Annotated in this window: 12 protein-coding genes and 1 pseudogene; 3 read left to right on the top strand and 10 right to left on the bottom strand. The window is 57.5% G+C overall.

Features of this window, described 5'->3' with window-relative positions; all coding sequences use genetic code 11:
- Window positions 1-32: 32 nt before the first annotated feature.
- From PFAS1_RS21035 to PFAS1_RS21025, 3 genes and pseudogenes are all read right to left on the bottom strand, one after another.
- Window positions 33-3,337 (bottom strand): annotated as a pseudogene (locus PFAS1_RS21035) (DEAD/DEAH box helicase).
- Window positions 3,338-3,405: 68 nt separating this feature from the next.
- Window positions 3,406-4,404, bottom strand: coding sequence for a beta-N-acetylhexosaminidase (gene nagZ / locus PFAS1_RS21030; protein WP_173860483.1), 999 nt, complete (start codon window positions 4,402-4,404; stop codon window positions 3,406-3,408).
- Window positions 4,405-4,574: 170 nt separating this feature from the next.
- Window positions 4,575-5,282: a TetR/AcrR family transcriptional regulator gene (locus tag PFAS1_RS21025; RefSeq protein WP_007933170.1), complete on the bottom strand. Its 708-nt coding sequence runs from the start codon at window positions 5,280-5,282 to the stop codon at window positions 4,575-4,577.
- Between the two features lie 229 nt (window positions 5,283-5,511).
- Between PFAS1_RS21025 and lexA the strand changes: the two genes are divergently transcribed.
- Window positions 5,512-6,120 (top strand): transcriptional repressor LexA, encoded by a 609-nt coding sequence (gene lexA / locus PFAS1_RS21020; RefSeq protein ID WP_007933171.1) that lies wholly within the window; start codon window positions 5,512-5,514, stop codon window positions 6,118-6,120.
- Between the two features lie 10 nt (window positions 6,121-6,130).
- The gene (sulA, locus tag PFAS1_RS21015) at window positions 6,131-6,604 is read left to right on the top strand and encodes an SOS-induced cell division inhibitor SulA (RefSeq protein ID WP_076030379.1); all 474 of its coding nucleotides are present in this window, start codon (window positions 6,131-6,133) and stop codon (window positions 6,602-6,604) included.
- Window positions 6,605-6,698: 94 nt separating this feature from the next.
- On the opposite strand, the gene PFAS1_RS21010 is transcribed toward sulA, so the two are convergent.
- From PFAS1_RS21010 to PFAS1_RS20980, 7 genes are all read right to left on the bottom strand, one after another.
- On the bottom strand, window positions 6,699-6,932 hold the full coding sequence (locus PFAS1_RS21010; RefSeq protein WP_008151412.1) for a hypothetical protein: 234 nt from the start codon (window positions 6,930-6,932) through the stop codon (window positions 6,699-6,701).
- 154 nt (window positions 6,933-7,086) lie between these two features.
- Window positions 7,087-7,611: a DUF6586 family protein gene (locus tag PFAS1_RS21005; RefSeq protein WP_074875126.1), complete on the bottom strand. Its 525-nt coding sequence runs from the start codon at window positions 7,609-7,611 to the stop codon at window positions 7,087-7,089.
- Window positions 7,612-7,751: 140 nt separating this feature from the next.
- Window positions 7,752-10,385: a type I DNA topoisomerase gene (gene topA, locus PFAS1_RS21000; RefSeq protein WP_074875124.1), complete on the bottom strand. Its 2,634-nt coding sequence runs from the start codon at window positions 10,383-10,385 to the stop codon at window positions 7,752-7,754.
- A gap of 114 nt (window positions 10,386-10,499) precedes the next feature.
- Window positions 10,500-10,736, bottom strand: coding sequence for a DUF1653 domain-containing protein (locus PFAS1_RS20995; protein ID WP_007933188.1), 237 nt, complete (start codon window positions 10,734-10,736; stop codon window positions 10,500-10,502).
- A gap of 99 nt (window positions 10,737-10,835) precedes the next feature.
- A complete protein-coding gene (fadA, locus tag PFAS1_RS20990) occupies window positions 10,836-12,011 on the bottom strand; it encodes an acetyl-CoA C-acyltransferase FadA (protein WP_076030378.1) in 1,176 nt (391 codons plus the stop codon).
- A gap of 29 nt (window positions 12,012-12,040) precedes the next feature.
- Window positions 12,041-14,188 (bottom strand): fatty acid oxidation complex subunit alpha FadB, encoded by a 2,148-nt coding sequence (gene fadB, locus PFAS1_RS20985; protein ID WP_076030377.1) that lies wholly within the window; start codon window positions 14,186-14,188, stop codon window positions 12,041-12,043.
- 540 nt (window positions 14,189-14,728) lie between these two features.
- Complete coding sequence (locus tag PFAS1_RS20980) at window positions 14,729-15,166, bottom strand: hypothetical protein (protein WP_074875120.1); 438 nt, start codon at window positions 15,164-15,166, stop codon at window positions 14,729-14,731.
- 104 nt (window positions 15,167-15,270) lie between these two features.
- On the opposite strand from PFAS1_RS20980, the gene PFAS1_RS20975 reads away from it, so the two are divergent.
- Window positions 15,271-15,708: a universal stress protein gene (locus PFAS1_RS20975; RefSeq protein WP_008151425.1), complete on the top strand. Its 438-nt coding sequence runs from the start codon at window positions 15,271-15,273 to the stop codon at window positions 15,706-15,708.
- Window positions 15,709-15,769: the final 61 nt, after the last annotated feature.

Raw genomic sequence — 15,769 nt, 5'->3', positions numbered from 1 at the left:
GGTCACCTCGTATTGACTGAAGAAATCAGCTATCAGGACCTGGGGTCAGGCAACGGCGCAAACAGCGCTTCAATGTCACTCTGCTCAAGCTTCCACCCTCCGGTCGTGCCGCCTTCAAGCACAGCCCCGGCCAGCGCCGCCTTCTCCTGTTGCAGTGCCTGTATTTTCTCTTCCACCGTGCCCTTGGCAATCATCTTGTAGACGAACACCGGTTTGTCCTGACCGATCCTGTAAGCACGATCGGTGGCCTGGTTTTCAACAGCAGGGTTCCACCACGGATCGAAGTGAATCACCGTGTCGGCCGCTGTCAGATTAAGTCCCGTACCACCCGCTTTCAGACTGATCAGGAACAACGGCACCTTGCCGCTCTGGAAGTCTTTGACTGGCGTGCGCCGATCAGTCGTTTCGCCAGTCAACAACGCATAGCCGACGCCACGCTGCAGCAATTCCTCCTCAATCAATGCAAGCATCGAAGTGAACTGCGAAAACAGCAAAATCTTGCGTCCTTCACTGAGTAACTCCTCCAGCATCTCCATCAAACCGATCAACTTGCCGCTGCCCGCACGAAGTGCTTTCGCCGTCAGGGACATTTTGACCAGCCGCAGATCGCAGCACACCTGACGCAACTTCAGCAAAGCGTCGAGGATGATGATCTGGCTACGCGCAACGCCGCTGCGGGCAATTTCATCACGCACCTTTTTGTCCATCGCCACGCGCACGGTTTCATAAACATCCCGCTGCCCATCGCTGAGTTCGATCCAATGCACGATTTCGGTTTTTGGCGGCAACTCGGTGGCGACCTGTTCTTTCTTGCGGCGCAACAGAAAGGGCTTTATACGGGCAGTCAGGTGCTGCATCCGTTCGCTATTGCCGTGCTTCTCGATCGGGGTGCGGTAGTCACGATTGAAGGTTTTACTGTCGCCCAGCCACCCGGGCAACAGGAAGTGAAACAGTGACCATAGCTCGCCGAGGTGATTTTCCAATGGCGTGCCGGACAGGCACAAACGCTGCCGGGCCTCCAGATCACGGGCAGCCTGGGCAGCTTTGCTGAGCGGATTTTTGATGTTCTGTGCTTCATCGAGAATCAGTACGCTCCAGACCTGTGGTTGCAAAACCTCAAGATCGCGCGGCAATAACGCATACGTGGTCAGCACCAGATCGTATTCGGCAAGGTTGATGAAATCCTTTTGCCGAGTAGCGCCATGCAGCGCCAGGACTTTCAGCTGCGGGGTGAAGCGTGCCGCTTCGTCGAGCCAGTTGGGAATGAGGCTGGTCGGCATCACCGCAAGTGCCGGAACATCGAGTCGCCCTGCCTGCTTCTCGACGAGTAAATGAGCCAGTGTTTGCAGGGTCTTGCCCAGGCCCATGTCGTCGCCAAGAATACCGCCAACCTCAAGCTCACGAAGAGTCTGCATCCAGTTCAGACCTTCAAGCTGATAAGGCCGCAATGTGGCGTTGAGGCCTTCCGGAACAGCAACGTTCGCCTGAGTCGATTCACGCAAGCGTTTGGCGAAACTGCGCAAGCGCTCACCGCCCTGCCAGACCAGCGGCAACCCCTCCAGCTCGCTCAGTCGCGCCGCATCAGGAGCGCTCAAGCGTAACGAGGCGCTGCTGCTCCCCCCAAATACAACTCACCGAGCGTTGCCATCAATGGCTTGATTCGTCCCAGGGACAGCGCAATTTTTATACCTGGCTTGGCACCCAACTGCCCACTGTTGAGATCGATCAGCACTTGATCGTCATCGTCACGCATGGCCAGCTCTGTCGGGTTCAGCAGCTGCGGCTGTCTGCGCAACAATTGCAGCAGGATGGGCAGCAAACTGTGGCGCTCGCCATTGACTACGACACCCAACTGCAGATCGAACCACTCGCGCCCCGGAGATTCCTCGACATCGGCATACCATTCATCTACGGGCTGCACATTGAAATGAAAGCTCTCATCGATACGGATCTGCCAATTTGCCTCTCTGAGCGCCGGGACTACGGACTGCACAAAAGTCAGCCAAGCCGAGTCGTCCGGCAAATCGAACATTTCGCCCGCACTGTCGGGTAGCGCATCACTTTTACGGGTGGCCTTTTTGAAGCCCTGTTTTTGCAAAGCTTGGCGCAAGGCTTTTTCAGCCACGGTTTTGCGTTGGATGCGCTGGGTTTCGGTGCCGGACAGTATCAGTACTTCTGAGGATTTTTTGTCCGCCGCCACGTGCCCGTTATAGGTAAACGCCAAAGCCGCGCGATGTTCAACTTCATGCTTCCAGTTCCTGTAACGGTTAGTGCTTGCAAGCGTCAGGAAGGCTTGGGGTTCGACGTCATCGACGATCCGCTCGGTCAATGCATGCGGTGGAGGCACGACTCGAGTTACAGCACTCATCCGATGGCTGAACTGCATGGCCTGAGGTGCGGGAATGTCAGGGACCAATGACAGATGGCAGGCCAGCTTTCCGTCTAGCTCGCTAAGCAGCGGCCCAACTTCCAGCCGTTCGCGATCCAGGTAGTACAAAGGTTCCAGCGCCAGAACCGTTTCTTCAGACGCTTCCTCACTACGCCACTGAGGACGGAAGCTGCCGCTGAGTTGCTCGGTCCAGGCAAACTGCCCAGACCTGCTCTTTCCAGCTACCAGCGGCTGCAATTGTTCGAAATCGAGATACAGGCGTGAGGTTTTTAATGCCAATTGAAGAACTTCGGCGCCACTGCTGCCCTGCAGGGGATAGCCGCTGTAAAACGAATGTTGGGAGTGGACGGCGACCAGCAATCTTGCGATTCGCAAGTCAAGCTCCGACAGATAGCCGGGCTCGCGCATCAGTGCATCTGACGGCGAGTACACCGATTTGATGTCCTGCAAGCGGCCATCCTTGAGCTGACGAGCCTTGTAGATTTCCAGCAACCACTTGCCTGTGGTGGACGTTGCTTTGAGTTTGTATACCCAGCAAGTGCCAGCGCTCTGCGCAGCCCCCTCGCGATCTGGAACGTCGTGGGGAATATCATTGAGCCAACGCTCCAACTCACGATTCAGTTGAACCGAGGCAGTGCTTTTGAACGAGTCCATCGGCAGTTCTTGCAAGTTGTAAAGCACGGTTGCGCAGTGCTTGCAATTGATCACCACCGGACACGAACAAGAACAAACCAGCTCAAAATCACCATTAGGGTCTTCGATGAGTTCAATGGCTTGTTCGTAAATTTTCCCTTGGGAACCTTTGCAGATGGCGAGAACGAGAGCGTCCTCGATTTCGCAGATTTGCACCCGGCTTTCTACAGCGTATCTGCGAGCCTTATCCAGAGCACGATGACTGAACTCCTCCGCCCATGACAGTTCATGAAGTTGCTCAATAATTGCCAGCATCATATTTACACTTCTGAAAGTGATCGCAGTTCGCAGGTATCAAAACTCAGCATGTAAGCCGAAAGGTCTCAATCGATCAGTTGAGCATCTTTGAGCGCGCCCACGGCTGTCAGCCAGCGAGGATCCTGACGGTATTCAGTGCTGGCGTACGACTGGCCGCGCATCCGCGCAATGCGCTCGGACGGCTTTACCTTCAGGCGCTGGGCGGCGCTCAGGGCCAATTCAGCGGCCGCGCGATCGTTGCACACCAGGCCCATGTCGCAACCGGCCGTCAGCGCCGCTTCGATACGGCTGGCAGCATCGCCGACTACGTGGGCACCGGCCATGGACAGGTCATCGCTGAAGATCACGCCGTCAAATTGCAGTTCGCCACGCAGGATGTCCTGCAACCAGCGGCGGGAGAAGCCGGCAGGCTGCGAATCGACTTGCGGATAGATCACGTGGGCCGGCATGACTGCAGCCAATTGCTTGCTCAGTCGGGCGAACGGCACCAGGTCATTGGCGCGGATTTCGTCGAGACTGCGTTCATCAACAGGGATTGCAACGTGGGAATCGGCCTCGGCCCAGCCGTGACCGGGAAAGTGCTTGCCGGTGGCGGCCATCCCAGCGCTGTTCATGCCTCGAATGAAGGCTCCCGCCAGCAACGCTGCACGCTCGGGATCACCTTCGAATGAACGGGTGCCAACCACGGCGCTGCGCTGGAAGTCGAGGTCCAGCACTGGTGCGAAACTCAGATCGAGGCCGACAGCCAGCACTTCAGTCGCCATGATCCAGCCGCACTGCTCGGCGAGGTACTCGGCATTCGGGTTGTCAGCGATGGCGCGCATGGCCGGCAGTCGCACGAAGCCCTGACGCAAACGCTGAACCCGGCCGCCCTCCTGGTCGACTGCCAACAGCAGATCGGGACGAATGGCGCGGATTGAGGCGCTCAACTCGCGCACCTGACGCGGGTGTTCGATATTGCGGGCGAAAATGATCAGGCCACCCACTTCGGGTTGGCGCAACAATTGGCGATCTTCAGCCGTCAGCCAGGTACCGGCGACGTCCACCATCAACGAGCCTTGCAGGCCAGCAGTCATAGAGATTCCTTGATAACGATAAACCCGGATCGCACGAAATCGCCGCCATGGGCAATGCCCGGCAGGTCGGCTATACAAATGGGGAGCGGGTTCAGAACGAGAGTCGGCATGGGCGGCTAGCTTAGCGGATGTCAGCTGCCGCGCCCACCCGTGTGCGGTTAAACCTTGGCGGCAACCGGGGTTGATTTGCTGCGCGGACGCAGCTGCGCGGTGGCCATGGCTGTGTCGGTGACCCCGGTTTCGGCGCGCATGCCAGCAGCCAGGAACGGCACCATCAGACGCATTACTTGCTCAATGGAGGTGTTGACGCCGAAGTCGGTCTCGGCAATTGCGCGCAGGGCCTTGATACCGGACATGCTGAACGCGGCGGCGCCGAGCATGAAGTGCACACGCCAGAACAGCTCGATAGGCGGAATACGCGGCGCAGCTTCATTGACCAACATCATGTAGCGGCGGAACACCTTGCCGTACATGTCCTCCAGGTAACGCCGCAAGTGCCCTTGGCTCTGACTGAAAGCCAGGCCCAGCAAACGCATGAATATCGACAGATCATTGCCGCTGCGTGGTTGCACCACCAGGGCTTGCTCGACGAGGATTTCCAGCAGCTCCTCAAGCGTCGGCTTGTTCTCCGGCTTGGCTTGACGCCGCTCCAGCTCTTTATCGAGGCTTAAGCAGAACGGCCCGAGAAAGCGCGAGAAAACTGCCTGGATCAACGCCTTCTTCGAACCGAAGTGATAGTTCACCGCCGCCAGATTGACACCGGCCTTGCTGGTGATCAGGCGCAATGAGGTTTCTGCAAAACCTTTTTCCGCGAACAATTGCTCGGCAGCATCAAGAATGCGTTCAACGGTTTCCGACTGGGCCATGGCTACTCCGCCTGACAAACACTTGTTTGAAACATACGTTTCAGCCCAGGCCTTGTCAAGCCTGACGGTTCGTTTTGGGAATGGCCGGTCAGCTATTTAACCATACAACTCGCAAGCGTGAATCAGCGTGCTCATCGACCGTCTGGCGGCCGGCAAAAAAAGGAGCATTGCCAAGACCGTTTCACTGTATATAATCCCAGTCACTGTATAAAAAGACAGAGCGATCAATATGCTAAAGCTGACGCCACGCCAAGCAGAGATTCTGGCCTTCATCAAACGCTGCCTCGAAGACAATGGCTACCCTCCCACCCGCGCGGAAATCGCTCAGGAACTGGGCTTCAAGTCACCCAATGCGGCAGAAGAACATCTCAAGGCGCTGGCCCGCAAGGGAGCGATCGAGATGACGCCCGGTGCTTCCCGTGGCATTCGCATTCCCGGCTTTGAAGCCAAGGCCGACGAGTCCACCTTGCCGATCATTGGCCGAGTGGCTGCCGGTGCTCCGATCCTCGCCCAGCAGCACATCGAAGAGTCTTGCAACATCAACCCGTCATTCTTCCATCCTCGTGCCGACTATCTACTTCGGGTTCATGGTATGAGCATGAAGGATGTGGGGATTTTCGACGGTGACCTGCTGGCAGTGCACACCACCCGCGAAGCACGCAACGGCCAGATCGTAGTAGCGCGGATCGGCGACGAAGTGACCGTCAAGCGTTTCAAGCGCGATGGCAGCAAGGTCTGGTTGATCGCCGAAAACCCTGAATTCGCCCCTATCGAAGTGAACCTGAAAGATCAGGAACTGGTGATCGAAGGCTTGAGTGTCGGCGTCATTCGCCGCTAAAGGAGGCTTTATGCAGTTCCCACATACATCACAGCAAGCCCAACTGCCGTTGTTCGAGGCTTTCATGGTGCAGCCATTGGCGCCGATCCTGAAAGACGTGGTCGAATCACCCTGGAGCACCGAGCCCGAAGTCTTCAGTGAGCTGTCGCTGCGTGGTGCCGCCGGGAACTGCCTGAACCTTCTGGCGCCGATTCTCAGGGAGCTGAGTCAGGACCAGGACGCGCGCTGGCTAACGCTGATCGCGCCACCCGCCAGCCTGACCCAGGCCTGGTTGCGGGACGCCGGCCTTAACCGCGAACGCATCCTGCTGCTGCAACCGCGCGGCACTCAGAGCGCACAGCAACTGACCTGCGAGGCCTTGCGCCTGGGCCGCAGCCACACGGTGGTCAGCTGGCTCAACCCTTTGAGCACAACTTCACGGCAACAGCTGATCAGCGCCGCCCGGATCGGGGACGCACAAAGCCTGAATATTCGATTGGGTTAACTGACAAACAATGCGCGCGTTGAACAACGCGGGGCTTCTCCAAGGATAGAGAAGCCAAGCTGTAGCGAGATCAGCAAAAAACCGACGGGCGGGATCAATGAAGAACCCGAGACGCCTCGTCTGTATTGAAATCGCCTTCAACCAAGCGTCCGGCCATCTGAACGCCGACGCTCAACATCGCCTTGGCGACTTCCACGTGCTGGCCCTGCAGAAACGCTTTGGCATCCTCGGAGAAATCCAAAGTAACCAGAGAACCCTCGTCCTCAGCCCTGCGCAGCTCAATACGGCCGTCTGGTAACTCGACAATTTCTAGAAAGGACGTTGGCATAAAGGTCTGTTCTCCACGAAAGGCGGGGATTATATAGGCATCGGCCAGGCTTCGCTCGGGATCTTGACCAGATGCCATCATAAAGAGAAAGGTCCGACAGCTCTCAGACCTGAACGGACAACCCACCGGGTCATCCATTATTCCGCTCTATCCTTCAGCACTCGTTCAGGCCTTCACGAAACCGAATCGCCAGTCCCTTGAGATTCTGACGCCAGCTCTCCAGCTCCTCACGGCTCAGCTCTTGCGGAGCCTCTTCTTCATCCAGGTTAACGGCCAGGATCAGCGGCTGCGTCACGTCCCCCTTAGGCTTGTGCGGCGCCCGAGGCGGCTGAAACAGCGCAGCATGAGCTGCCAGCAGTTTGGCCAGCCAGGTTTCCGGATTATTGGCCAACTCGACCATCTCGGCCATTTCCGGAATCGCAATGGCTTCAAGCACTTCGCGCGTCAGCAGCAACTCGGCCCGAGGCGCGTTGGCTTGAGGCAAACGATAGAAACCGGCGATTTCATGGCAGAGCCCAAGCAATGCACCGTAAAGGTGAAACAACGCCGATTCACGTCCGGCCTGGATCAGCGCCAGGGAGTTCATCGCCCGCCCCTCTTCGGCTCTGGCGAGCGCTTCCAGCGACAGGCCGGCGAAGTAAATCTTCTGGTTGGTACGGGTATAGAGTTCGTGGGCCATGACGGCAGCCTCCACAACGAATAATTGCTTCACGCAGGTCAGACAGTGTCGTGGATCAGCTCCGCTTCCCGCAAGCACAAAACAAAAAGGCCGCATGAAAACCCGAGGGTTGTCATGCGGCCTTTTGTGTTCAGCGCCTTTTAAGCCTTGGCAGTCTTCGCCGGGCGCTTGTCTTCAACTGTCCACTTGCCGCCGTCGTAGTAGGCTTTCCAGCCAGTCGGCTTACCCTCGACTTCAGTCTGCACGTACTGCTCTTTGGTTTTACGGCTATAACGGATCACCGCAGGCAGGCCGTCCGGATCTTTCTTCGGCGCTTCGCAGAGGAAGTGGTACTTCGGATCGATCTCATCCTTGTGCGGCACAATTTCCATGACCAGCGGAGCACGGGTCTCGCGGTTTTTCGGGAATTGACTGGCCGCCAGGAACAGGCCGGAAGCACCGTCGCGCAGGATGTAGGTGTCGTTGACCTTTTCGCATTTCAGCTCAGGCATCTTCACCGGATCCATCTTCGGCGGCGCTGCATCACCGCTTTTCAGCAGTTTGCGGGTGTTCTTGCACGTCGCATTGGTGCAACCGAAGAACTTGCCGAAACGGCCGGTCTTGAGCTGCATCTCGCTGCCGCATTTGTCGCACTCCAGGCTCGGACCTTCGTAGCCCTTGATGCGATAGGTGCCCTCTTCGATTTCGTAGCCAGAGCAATCCGGGTTGTTACCGCAGATGTGCAGCTTGCGTTTCTCATCCAGCAGGTAAGCGTCCATCGCCGTGCTGCAGATCGGGCAGCGATGCTTGCCACGCAACACCAGCGATTCCGATTCACCTTCGTCGTCCGCCGCGATTTCGTCGCCCGGCACCAGGTTGACCGTAGCCTTGCAGCGCTCTTTCGGCGGCAGGCTGTAGCCCGAGCAGCCGAGGAACACGCCGGTCGATGCGGTACGAATCTGCATCGGACGACCGCACAACACACACGGAATATCAGTCATTACCGGCTGATTGGCGCGCATTCCGCCTTCGGCGCTTTCGGCTACCTCGAGCTTCTTCTTGAAGTCGCCATAGAACTCATCGAGTACGTTCTTCCAGTCGCGCTCACCCTGGGCCACGTCATCGAGATTCTCTTCCATGCCGGCAGTAAAGCCGTAGTCCATGAGATTGGAGAAGCTTTCGGCCAGACGTTCGGTAACGATGTCGCCCATCTTTTCCGAGTAGAAACGACGGTTGTGCAGCGCAACGTAGCCACGATCCTGGATCGTCGAAATGATCGCCGCGTAGGTCGAAGGACGACCGATGCCGCGTTTTTCCATTTCTTTAACCAGGCTCGCTTCCGAGTAACGCGCCGGCGGCTTGGTGAAGTGCTGGGTCGGATCAAGCTTGATCAGCTTCATCGCGTCGCCCTGAGCCATGTCCGGCAGCACGTCGTCATCGCCCGGCTTGGCGATTTGCGGCATGACGCGGGTATAACCGTCGAACTTCAGGATGCGGCCCTTGGCGCGCAGCTCGAAATCGCCGGCACCGACGGTGACAGTGGTCGACAGGTATTGGGCCGGCAGCATCTGGCAAGCGAGGAACTGGCGCCAGATCAGCTCATAGAGCCGCTCAGCATCGCGTTCCATGCCCGACAGCTTGCTTGGCTCGGTATTGGCATCGGAGGGACGAATCGCTTCGTGAGCCTCTTGTGCGCCTTCCTTGCTGCTGTAGACGTTCGGGTTTTCCGGCAGATATTTCTTGCCGAACTCACCTTCAATATAAGTACGCGCCATCGTCACGGCATCAACCGAGAGGTTGGTAGAGTCGGTACGCATGTAAGTGATGTAGCCGGCTTCGTACAAACGCTGAGCCATCATCATGGTTTTCTTCACGCCGAAGCCCAGGCGGTTACTCGCGGCCTGTTGCAGGGTGGAAGTGATGAACGGTGCCGACGGCTTGCTGCTGGTCGGTTTGTCTTCGCGCTTGACGATGCTGTAGCTGGAAGCCTTGAGCTTTTCCAGTGCGGCCATGGCCTGGGTTTCGTTCAGCGGCTTGAAGGCTTCGCCTTTCTCGCGCGCCACATCAAAACGCACGGTCGCGCCCTTGGCGGTGCCGAGGTCGGCATGAACTTCCCAGTACTCTTCCGGGTTGAACGCGCGAATTTCACGCTCACGCTCAACCACCAGCTTCACGGCAACCGATTGCACGCGACCGGCGGACAGGCCACGGGCGACTTTGGCCCACAGCAGCGGCGAAACCATGTAACCCACCACGCGGTCGAGGAAACGACGCGCCTGCTGGGCGTTTACACGGTCGATGTCCAGCTCGCCCGGCTTGGAGAAGGCTTCCTGAATCGCCTTCTTGGTGATTTCGTTGAACACCACGCGCTTGTAGCGGCTGTCATCACCACCGATGGCTTCGCGCAGGTGCCAAGCAATGGCTTCCCCCTCGCGATCCAAGTCGGTTGCGAGATAGATGGTGTCAGCATCCTTGGCGAGCCGGCGTAGCTCTTCGATGACCTTTTCCTTGCCCGGGAGGATCTCGTACTTGGCTTTCCAGCCATGATCGGGATCGACACCCATGCGCGAGACCAGCTGCTTGCGCGCCTTCTCTTTCGGCGTGAGCACCGGACCTTCACCCGCGGCGGCCTTGCCGCGCTTGGCGGCTGGCTCTTTGCTGGCGCTAGCCGAACCGCTGGTGGGCAGGTCTCGGATATGGCCGATACTCGACTTCACCACGTATTGGTTACCCAGATACTTGTTGATGGTCTTGGCCTTAGCCGGGGATTCCACAATGACCAGCGATTTGCCCATGGATCAGAAAATTCCTGAATTCTAGAAGTGAAAGGCGGTTGGCGCCTGACGCGGCACCGCTATATATAGTGGCTACAAGGTGAGGTCAAGCGCAGGGTTCTGCGCGCACTCCCCTTATGGCTGCGGAAATATGCTCGGTTCGGCTTGCACCAAAGCAAAGCGTGGCACCTGTTCGCCGTCAACCTCGACCGACTCCAGGAACATGCTCAAGGGGCGCACCCAAAAGCCGTAATCGCCATACAGGGCTTGGTAGAACACCACTTCTTCTTCGGTTTCCGAGTGCCGCGCAACACTGAATACGCGGTACTGCGGACCTTTGTAATGTTGGTAGAGCCCAGGTTGTATCGGCATGGTTTGGCCCTCGCTCAAATCTTTTCAAAATAAAAACAAAAATAAATTCAGAAAAACAAAAACCGGGGCACTTGGCCCCGGCTTCCTTCGACGAAACGCTTAAACGCGTTCGAAGACGGTGGAGATGCCTTGGCCGAGACCAATGCACATGGTAGCTACCCCGAAGGTGCCGCCATTTTGCTTCATCACGTTCAGCAGAGTGCCGGAGATACGCGCACCGGAGCAACCGAATGGGTGACCCAGGGCAATCGCACCGCCGTGCAGGTTAACCTTCTCGTTCATCTTGTCGAGTACTTTCAAATCTTTCAGCACTGGCAGGGCCTGTGCGGCGAAAGCTTCGTTGAGCTCGAAGAAGTCGATATCGTTAATGCCAAGACCCGCGCGCTTCAGTGCTTTTTGTGTGGCCGGTACTGGACCATAGCCCATGATCGCCGGGTCCACACCTGCCACTGCCATCGAACGAATCACCGCCATAGGCTGAATGCCCAGGTCCTGTGCACGCTGCGCCGACATCACGATCATGCACGAAGCACCGTCGGTGATTTGCGACGAAGTACCGGCTGTCACGGTGCCGCCCTTAGGGTTGAAAGCAGGCTTGAGAGCCGCCAGGCTTTCCAGGGTGGTTTCCGGACGAATGGTTTCGTCGTAGTCGAACAGTTTCAGGAAACCGTTCTCGTCGTAGCCCTGCATCGGGATGATTTCGTCTTTGAACTTGCCTTCCAGTGTCGCCTTGTGAGCGAGCTGGTGGGAGCGCACGCCGAAAGCGTCCTGTTGTTCGCGACTGATGCCGTGCATTTTGCCGAGCATTTCTGCGGTCAAACCCATCATGCCCGAGGCTTTCGCCGCGTACAGGGACATGTGCGGGTTCGGATCGACACCGTGCATCATGCTCACGTGACCCATATGCTCGACGCCGCCAACCACGAACACGTCACCGTTGCCGGTCATGATCGCTTGCGCAGCAGTGTGCAGAGCGCTCATCGACGAACCACACAGGCGGCTGACGGTCTGGCCGGCAGCGGTGTGCGGGATCTGAGTCATCAGGGACGCCATGCGGGCGATGTTCCAGCCCTGCTCCAGGGTCTGGTTCACACAGCCCCAGATCACGTCTTCGACTTCGCTCGGATCAACCTTGACGTTGCGTTCCAGCAACTTGCTGATCAGGTGCGCCGACATGTCTTCGGCGCGGGTATTGCGGTGCATGCCGCCCTTGGAGCGGCCCATCGGAGTACGACCGAAGTCGACAATCACGACGTCTCTAGGATTCAAGCTCATATATTCACTCTCACTCTAGTTGGGGGCGCTTAACCGAAGAACCGCTGGCCGGTTTTGGCCATTTCGCGCAGTTTTGCGGTCGGGTGGTACAGCGCGCCCAAATCAGCGTACTGGTCAGCCAGGGCAACGAACTCTGCAACACCCATCGAATCGATGTAGCGCAGCGCACCGCCACGGAATGGAGGGAAACCGATACCGTAGACCAGGCCCATGTCGGCTTCGGCAGCGGTTTCGACAATGCCGTCTTCCAGGCAACGCACGGTTTCCAGGCACAGCGGGATCATCATCCAGTTGATGATGTCTTCGTCGGTGACTTCACGCTGTTCGAACACGATTGGCTTAAGCACTTCCAGTACCGACGGATCGGCGACTTTCTTCTGCTTGCCGCGTTTGTCAGTCTCGTAGGCGTAGAAGCCCTTGCCGTTTTTCTGACCCAGCCGCTTGGCTTCGTAGAGCACGTCGATGGCCGAACGACGGTCGTCTTTCATGCGGTCCGGGAAGCCTTCAGCCATCACGTCGCGACCGTGGTGACCGGTGTCGATGCCGACCACGTCCATCAGGTACGCCGGGCCCATTGGCCAGCCGAATTTTTCCATGACCTTGTCGATGCGCACGAAATCTACGCCGGCGCTGACCAGCTTGGCGAAACCGCCGAAGTACGGGAACAGCACACGGTTGACCAGGAAGCCCGGGCAGTCGTTGACGACGATCGGGTTCTTGCCCATTTTCTTGGCGTAGGCAACGGTGGTGGCAACGGCCACTTCGCTGGACTTCTCGCCACGGATCACTTCAACCAGCGGCATCATGTGCACCGGGTTGAAGAAGTGCATGCCGACGAAGTTTTCCGGACGCTTGAGGGCTTTGGCCAGCAAGCTGATGGAAATGGTCGAGGTGTTGGACGCGAGGATAGTGTCCTCTTTGACCTTGCTTTCGACTTCAGCCAGAACGGCTTGCTTGACCTTCGGATTCTCGACAACGGCTTCGACGACCAGGTCGACGTGACCGAAATCACCGTAGGACAGGGTTGGACGAATGCCATTGAGCACTTCGGCCATTTTCGCCGGGGTCATGCGACCTTTATCAACGCGGCCCACCAGCAATTTGGCAGCTTCTGCCAGACCTTGCTCGATGCCGTGCTCGTTGATGTCTTTCATCAGGATCGGCGTACCTTTGGAGGCCGACTGATAAGCGATACCGCCGCCCATGATGCCTGCGCCCAATACGGCAGCCTGCTTCACTTCCTTGGCGATTTCGTCGTAGGCCTTGGCCTTTTTCTTCAGTTCCTGATCGTTCAGGAACAGCCCGATCAAGCTCTGCGCGGCAGAGGTCTTGGCCAGTTTGACGAAACCATTGGCTTCGACTTCCAGAGCCTTGTCGCGACCGAAGTTAGCGGCTTTCTGGATAGTCTTGATCGCTTCGACCGGTGCCGGGTAGTTCGGGCCCGCCTGACCGGCCACGAAACCCTTGGCGGTTTCGAACGACATCATCTGTTCAATGGCGTTGAGCTTGAGCTTTTCGAGCTTCGGCTGACGCTTGGCCTTGTAGTCGAACTCGCCGGAAATGGCGCGTTTGATCAGCTCCAGAGCAGCTTCCTGCAGTTTCTCAGGGGCAACCACTGCGTCGACTGCGCCGACTTTCAGCGCGTCTTCAGGGCGGTTTTCCTTGCCGGCGGCAATCCATTCGATGGCGTTATCGGCACCGATGATGCGCGGCAGGCGCACGGTACCGCCGAAGCCCGGGTAGATGCCCAGCTTGACTTCCGGCAGGCCGATCTTGGCCTTGGTGGACATGACGCGGTAATCCGCCGCCAGGCACATTTCCAGACCGCCGCCCAGGGCGATGCCGTTGATCGCGGCGACAGTCGGGACGTTGAGGTCTTCGAAATCGCTGAAAATCTTGTTGGCTTCCAGATTGCCAGCAACAAGCTCTGCATCAGGCAGCTTGAAGTTCTCGACAAATTCGGTGATGTCGGCGCCGACGATGAACACGTCCTTGCCACTGCTGACGATCACACCCTTGATCGAAGCATCTGCCTTGATGGTGTCTACGGCCTGACGCAGTTCGTTCAGGGTTAGACGGTTGAACTTGTTGACGGACTCACCCTTGAGGTCGAATTTCAATTCGACGATGCCACTTTCAAGAGCCTTAACCGTGATGGCTTTACCTTCGTAAATCATCAACTGATCTCCACGATATGGAAGCTGAACAGTACACGTCGGACGCAAGTGAATGGTTCGGCAGGGACGTTTAACGTCCATGCTACGCCCATTCACCCGGCACACCCGCCAACGCGATAGTCGGGATTCTGTAGGAGCGGTCTGTAATACAAACGCTCAATTCATACGCCCGTTTGATTTGGGTACGTCACCTTCACGGAATTTCCGACAATTGTCAATCGCCCAAAATATGGGTTGAAACGCGACTTTCCGGTCATTTCCGTACCGCGAAGCCCTGCAACACGCGTCTGCATGTGAAGCCATTCATAGGATCAATAGTTAGAAAAGTCGCCCTAATTCGCAGCAGCCTTTGTTTAACAGGCTACGCTGGCGGGACCTTGTGGAAAAAACATGAACGCTTTTGGCGAATGCCCAGCGTAAGATCAGTGCCACACAGAATTACCGGCCTGCCTGGCCAACTCCAGCCCGATGATGATGTCGGGCTTTTTATTGCCTGTCTGCCGGACGTTTCGCGCCATTGCGGCGCGAAATTTCCGTGATTTATGCCAGCGCCTTCAGCACCGCATCAATATCCTGCAAAACCGTCGCTTCGCCCTTCTCACCCCAATACAACGTGATCATCTGCTTGTCTGCTTCGACCTTGTAAACGTTATCTGGCAATTTTTCGAAATGAATCAGCAACGCAGGCTCCTCGCAGACCTCCTGCCACTGATTGACCCAGACACCCGGCGCTTTTTGCCAGTAACTCCAGCACGCCGGCCGATTGCCACGCCGCGGTCGATGGTATTGGGCGCAAGGGCTCGGCGGCTCCTTGCTCAGCCAGTGCGGCCAGTCCTGAGGCGCCAGCTGCATCGCCAATCCGATGCGTCGCGCCTCCATGCGCAGGGCCATGCGCCCGCTCTGGTGACGCGACGGACGCAACCATGCCAGCGGACTCAGAACCACCAACAAGATTGACACCACTATCCAGACCGTCATATCTGTACTCCCGATTCTTGATGAGCGCATTGGGTCACTGTGGAAACAATGCGCTTGAAACCAGCCATACTTACCAATATTGCAACCCTCAGGAGGAGCACCTCATGCCCTACAACCACATTCTGGTCGCTGTAGATCTAACCGAAGAGTGCGATCCTGTAATCCACCGAGCTCGCGAACTGTCAGTGAGCAACGGGGCGAAATTGTCCCTCGTGCACATTGTCGAACCAATGGCCATGGCCTTTGGCGGCGACGTGCCCATGGACCTGTCACAACTGCAACAACAGCAGTTCGATCAGGCCAAGGAACGCCTTGACCGACTCATCGTGAAGTATCCGGAACTCTCCAAGGAATACAGCCACCTGACCTACGGCCAGCCACGCCAGGAGATCCATCACCTGGCCAAGGAACAGACCTGCGACCTGATCGTGGTGGGCAGTCATGGCCGACACGGCCTGGCATTGCTGCTGGGCTCGACTGCCAATGACGTGCTGCACGGTGCGCCCTGTGATGTGCTCGCGGTGCGCCTGATCAAAAGCTAAACCACAGCGCTTACGAAAAGCCCGGCGCTCATCACTGAACGCCGGGCTTTTTTATAGCAGG

This window comes from Pseudomonas frederiksbergensis, from assembly GCF_001952935.1.
Classification (GTDB): Bacteria; Pseudomonadota; Gammaproteobacteria; order Pseudomonadales; family Pseudomonadaceae; genus Aquipseudomonas; species Aquipseudomonas frederiksbergensis.
Note: the sequence above shows the minus strand (reverse complement) of the source record. Positions and strands in the feature narration are given on the sequence as shown.

Bases quoted from the DNA above. Each gene is read 5' to 3' on its own strand.
- fadB (WP_076030377.1), bottom strand. From the start codon at position 14,188: ATGATTTACGAAGGTAAAGCCATCACGGTTAAGGCTCTTGAAAGTGGC.
- topA (WP_074875124.1), bottom strand. From the start codon at position 10,385: ATGGGCAAATCGCTGGTCATTGTGGAATCCCCGGCTAAGGCCAAGACC.
- PFAS1_RS20995 (WP_007933188.1), bottom strand. From the start codon at position 10,736: ATGCCGATACAACCTGGGCTCTACCAACATTACAAAGGTCCGCAGTAC.
- sulA (WP_076030379.1), top strand. From the start codon at position 6,131: ATGCAGTTCCCACATACATCACAGCAAGCCCAACTGCCGTTGTTCGAG.
- lexA (WP_007933171.1), top strand. From the start codon at position 5,512: ATGCTAAAGCTGACGCCACGCCAAGCAGAGATTCTGGCCTTCATCAAA.
- PFAS1_RS20980 (WP_074875120.1), bottom strand. From the start codon at position 15,166: ATGACGGTCTGGATAGTGGTGTCAATCTTGTTGGTGGTTCTGAGTCCG.
- PFAS1_RS21025 (WP_007933170.1), bottom strand. From the start codon at position 5,282: ATGGCCCAGTCGGAAACCGTTGAACGCATTCTTGATGCTGCCGAGCAA.
- PFAS1_RS20975 (WP_008151425.1), top strand. From the start codon at position 15,271: ATGCCCTACAACCACATTCTGGTCGCTGTAGATCTAACCGAAGAGTGC.
- PFAS1_RS21005 (WP_074875126.1), bottom strand. From the start codon at position 7,611: ATGGCCCACGAACTCTATACCCGTACCAACCAGAAGATTTACTTCGCC.
- fadA (WP_076030378.1), bottom strand. From the start codon at position 12,011: ATGAGCTTGAATCCTAGAGACGTCGTGATTGTCGACTTCGGTCGTACT.
- PFAS1_RS21010 (WP_008151412.1), bottom strand. From the start codon at position 6,932: ATGCCAACGTCCTTTCTAGAAATTGTCGAGTTACCAGACGGCCGTATT.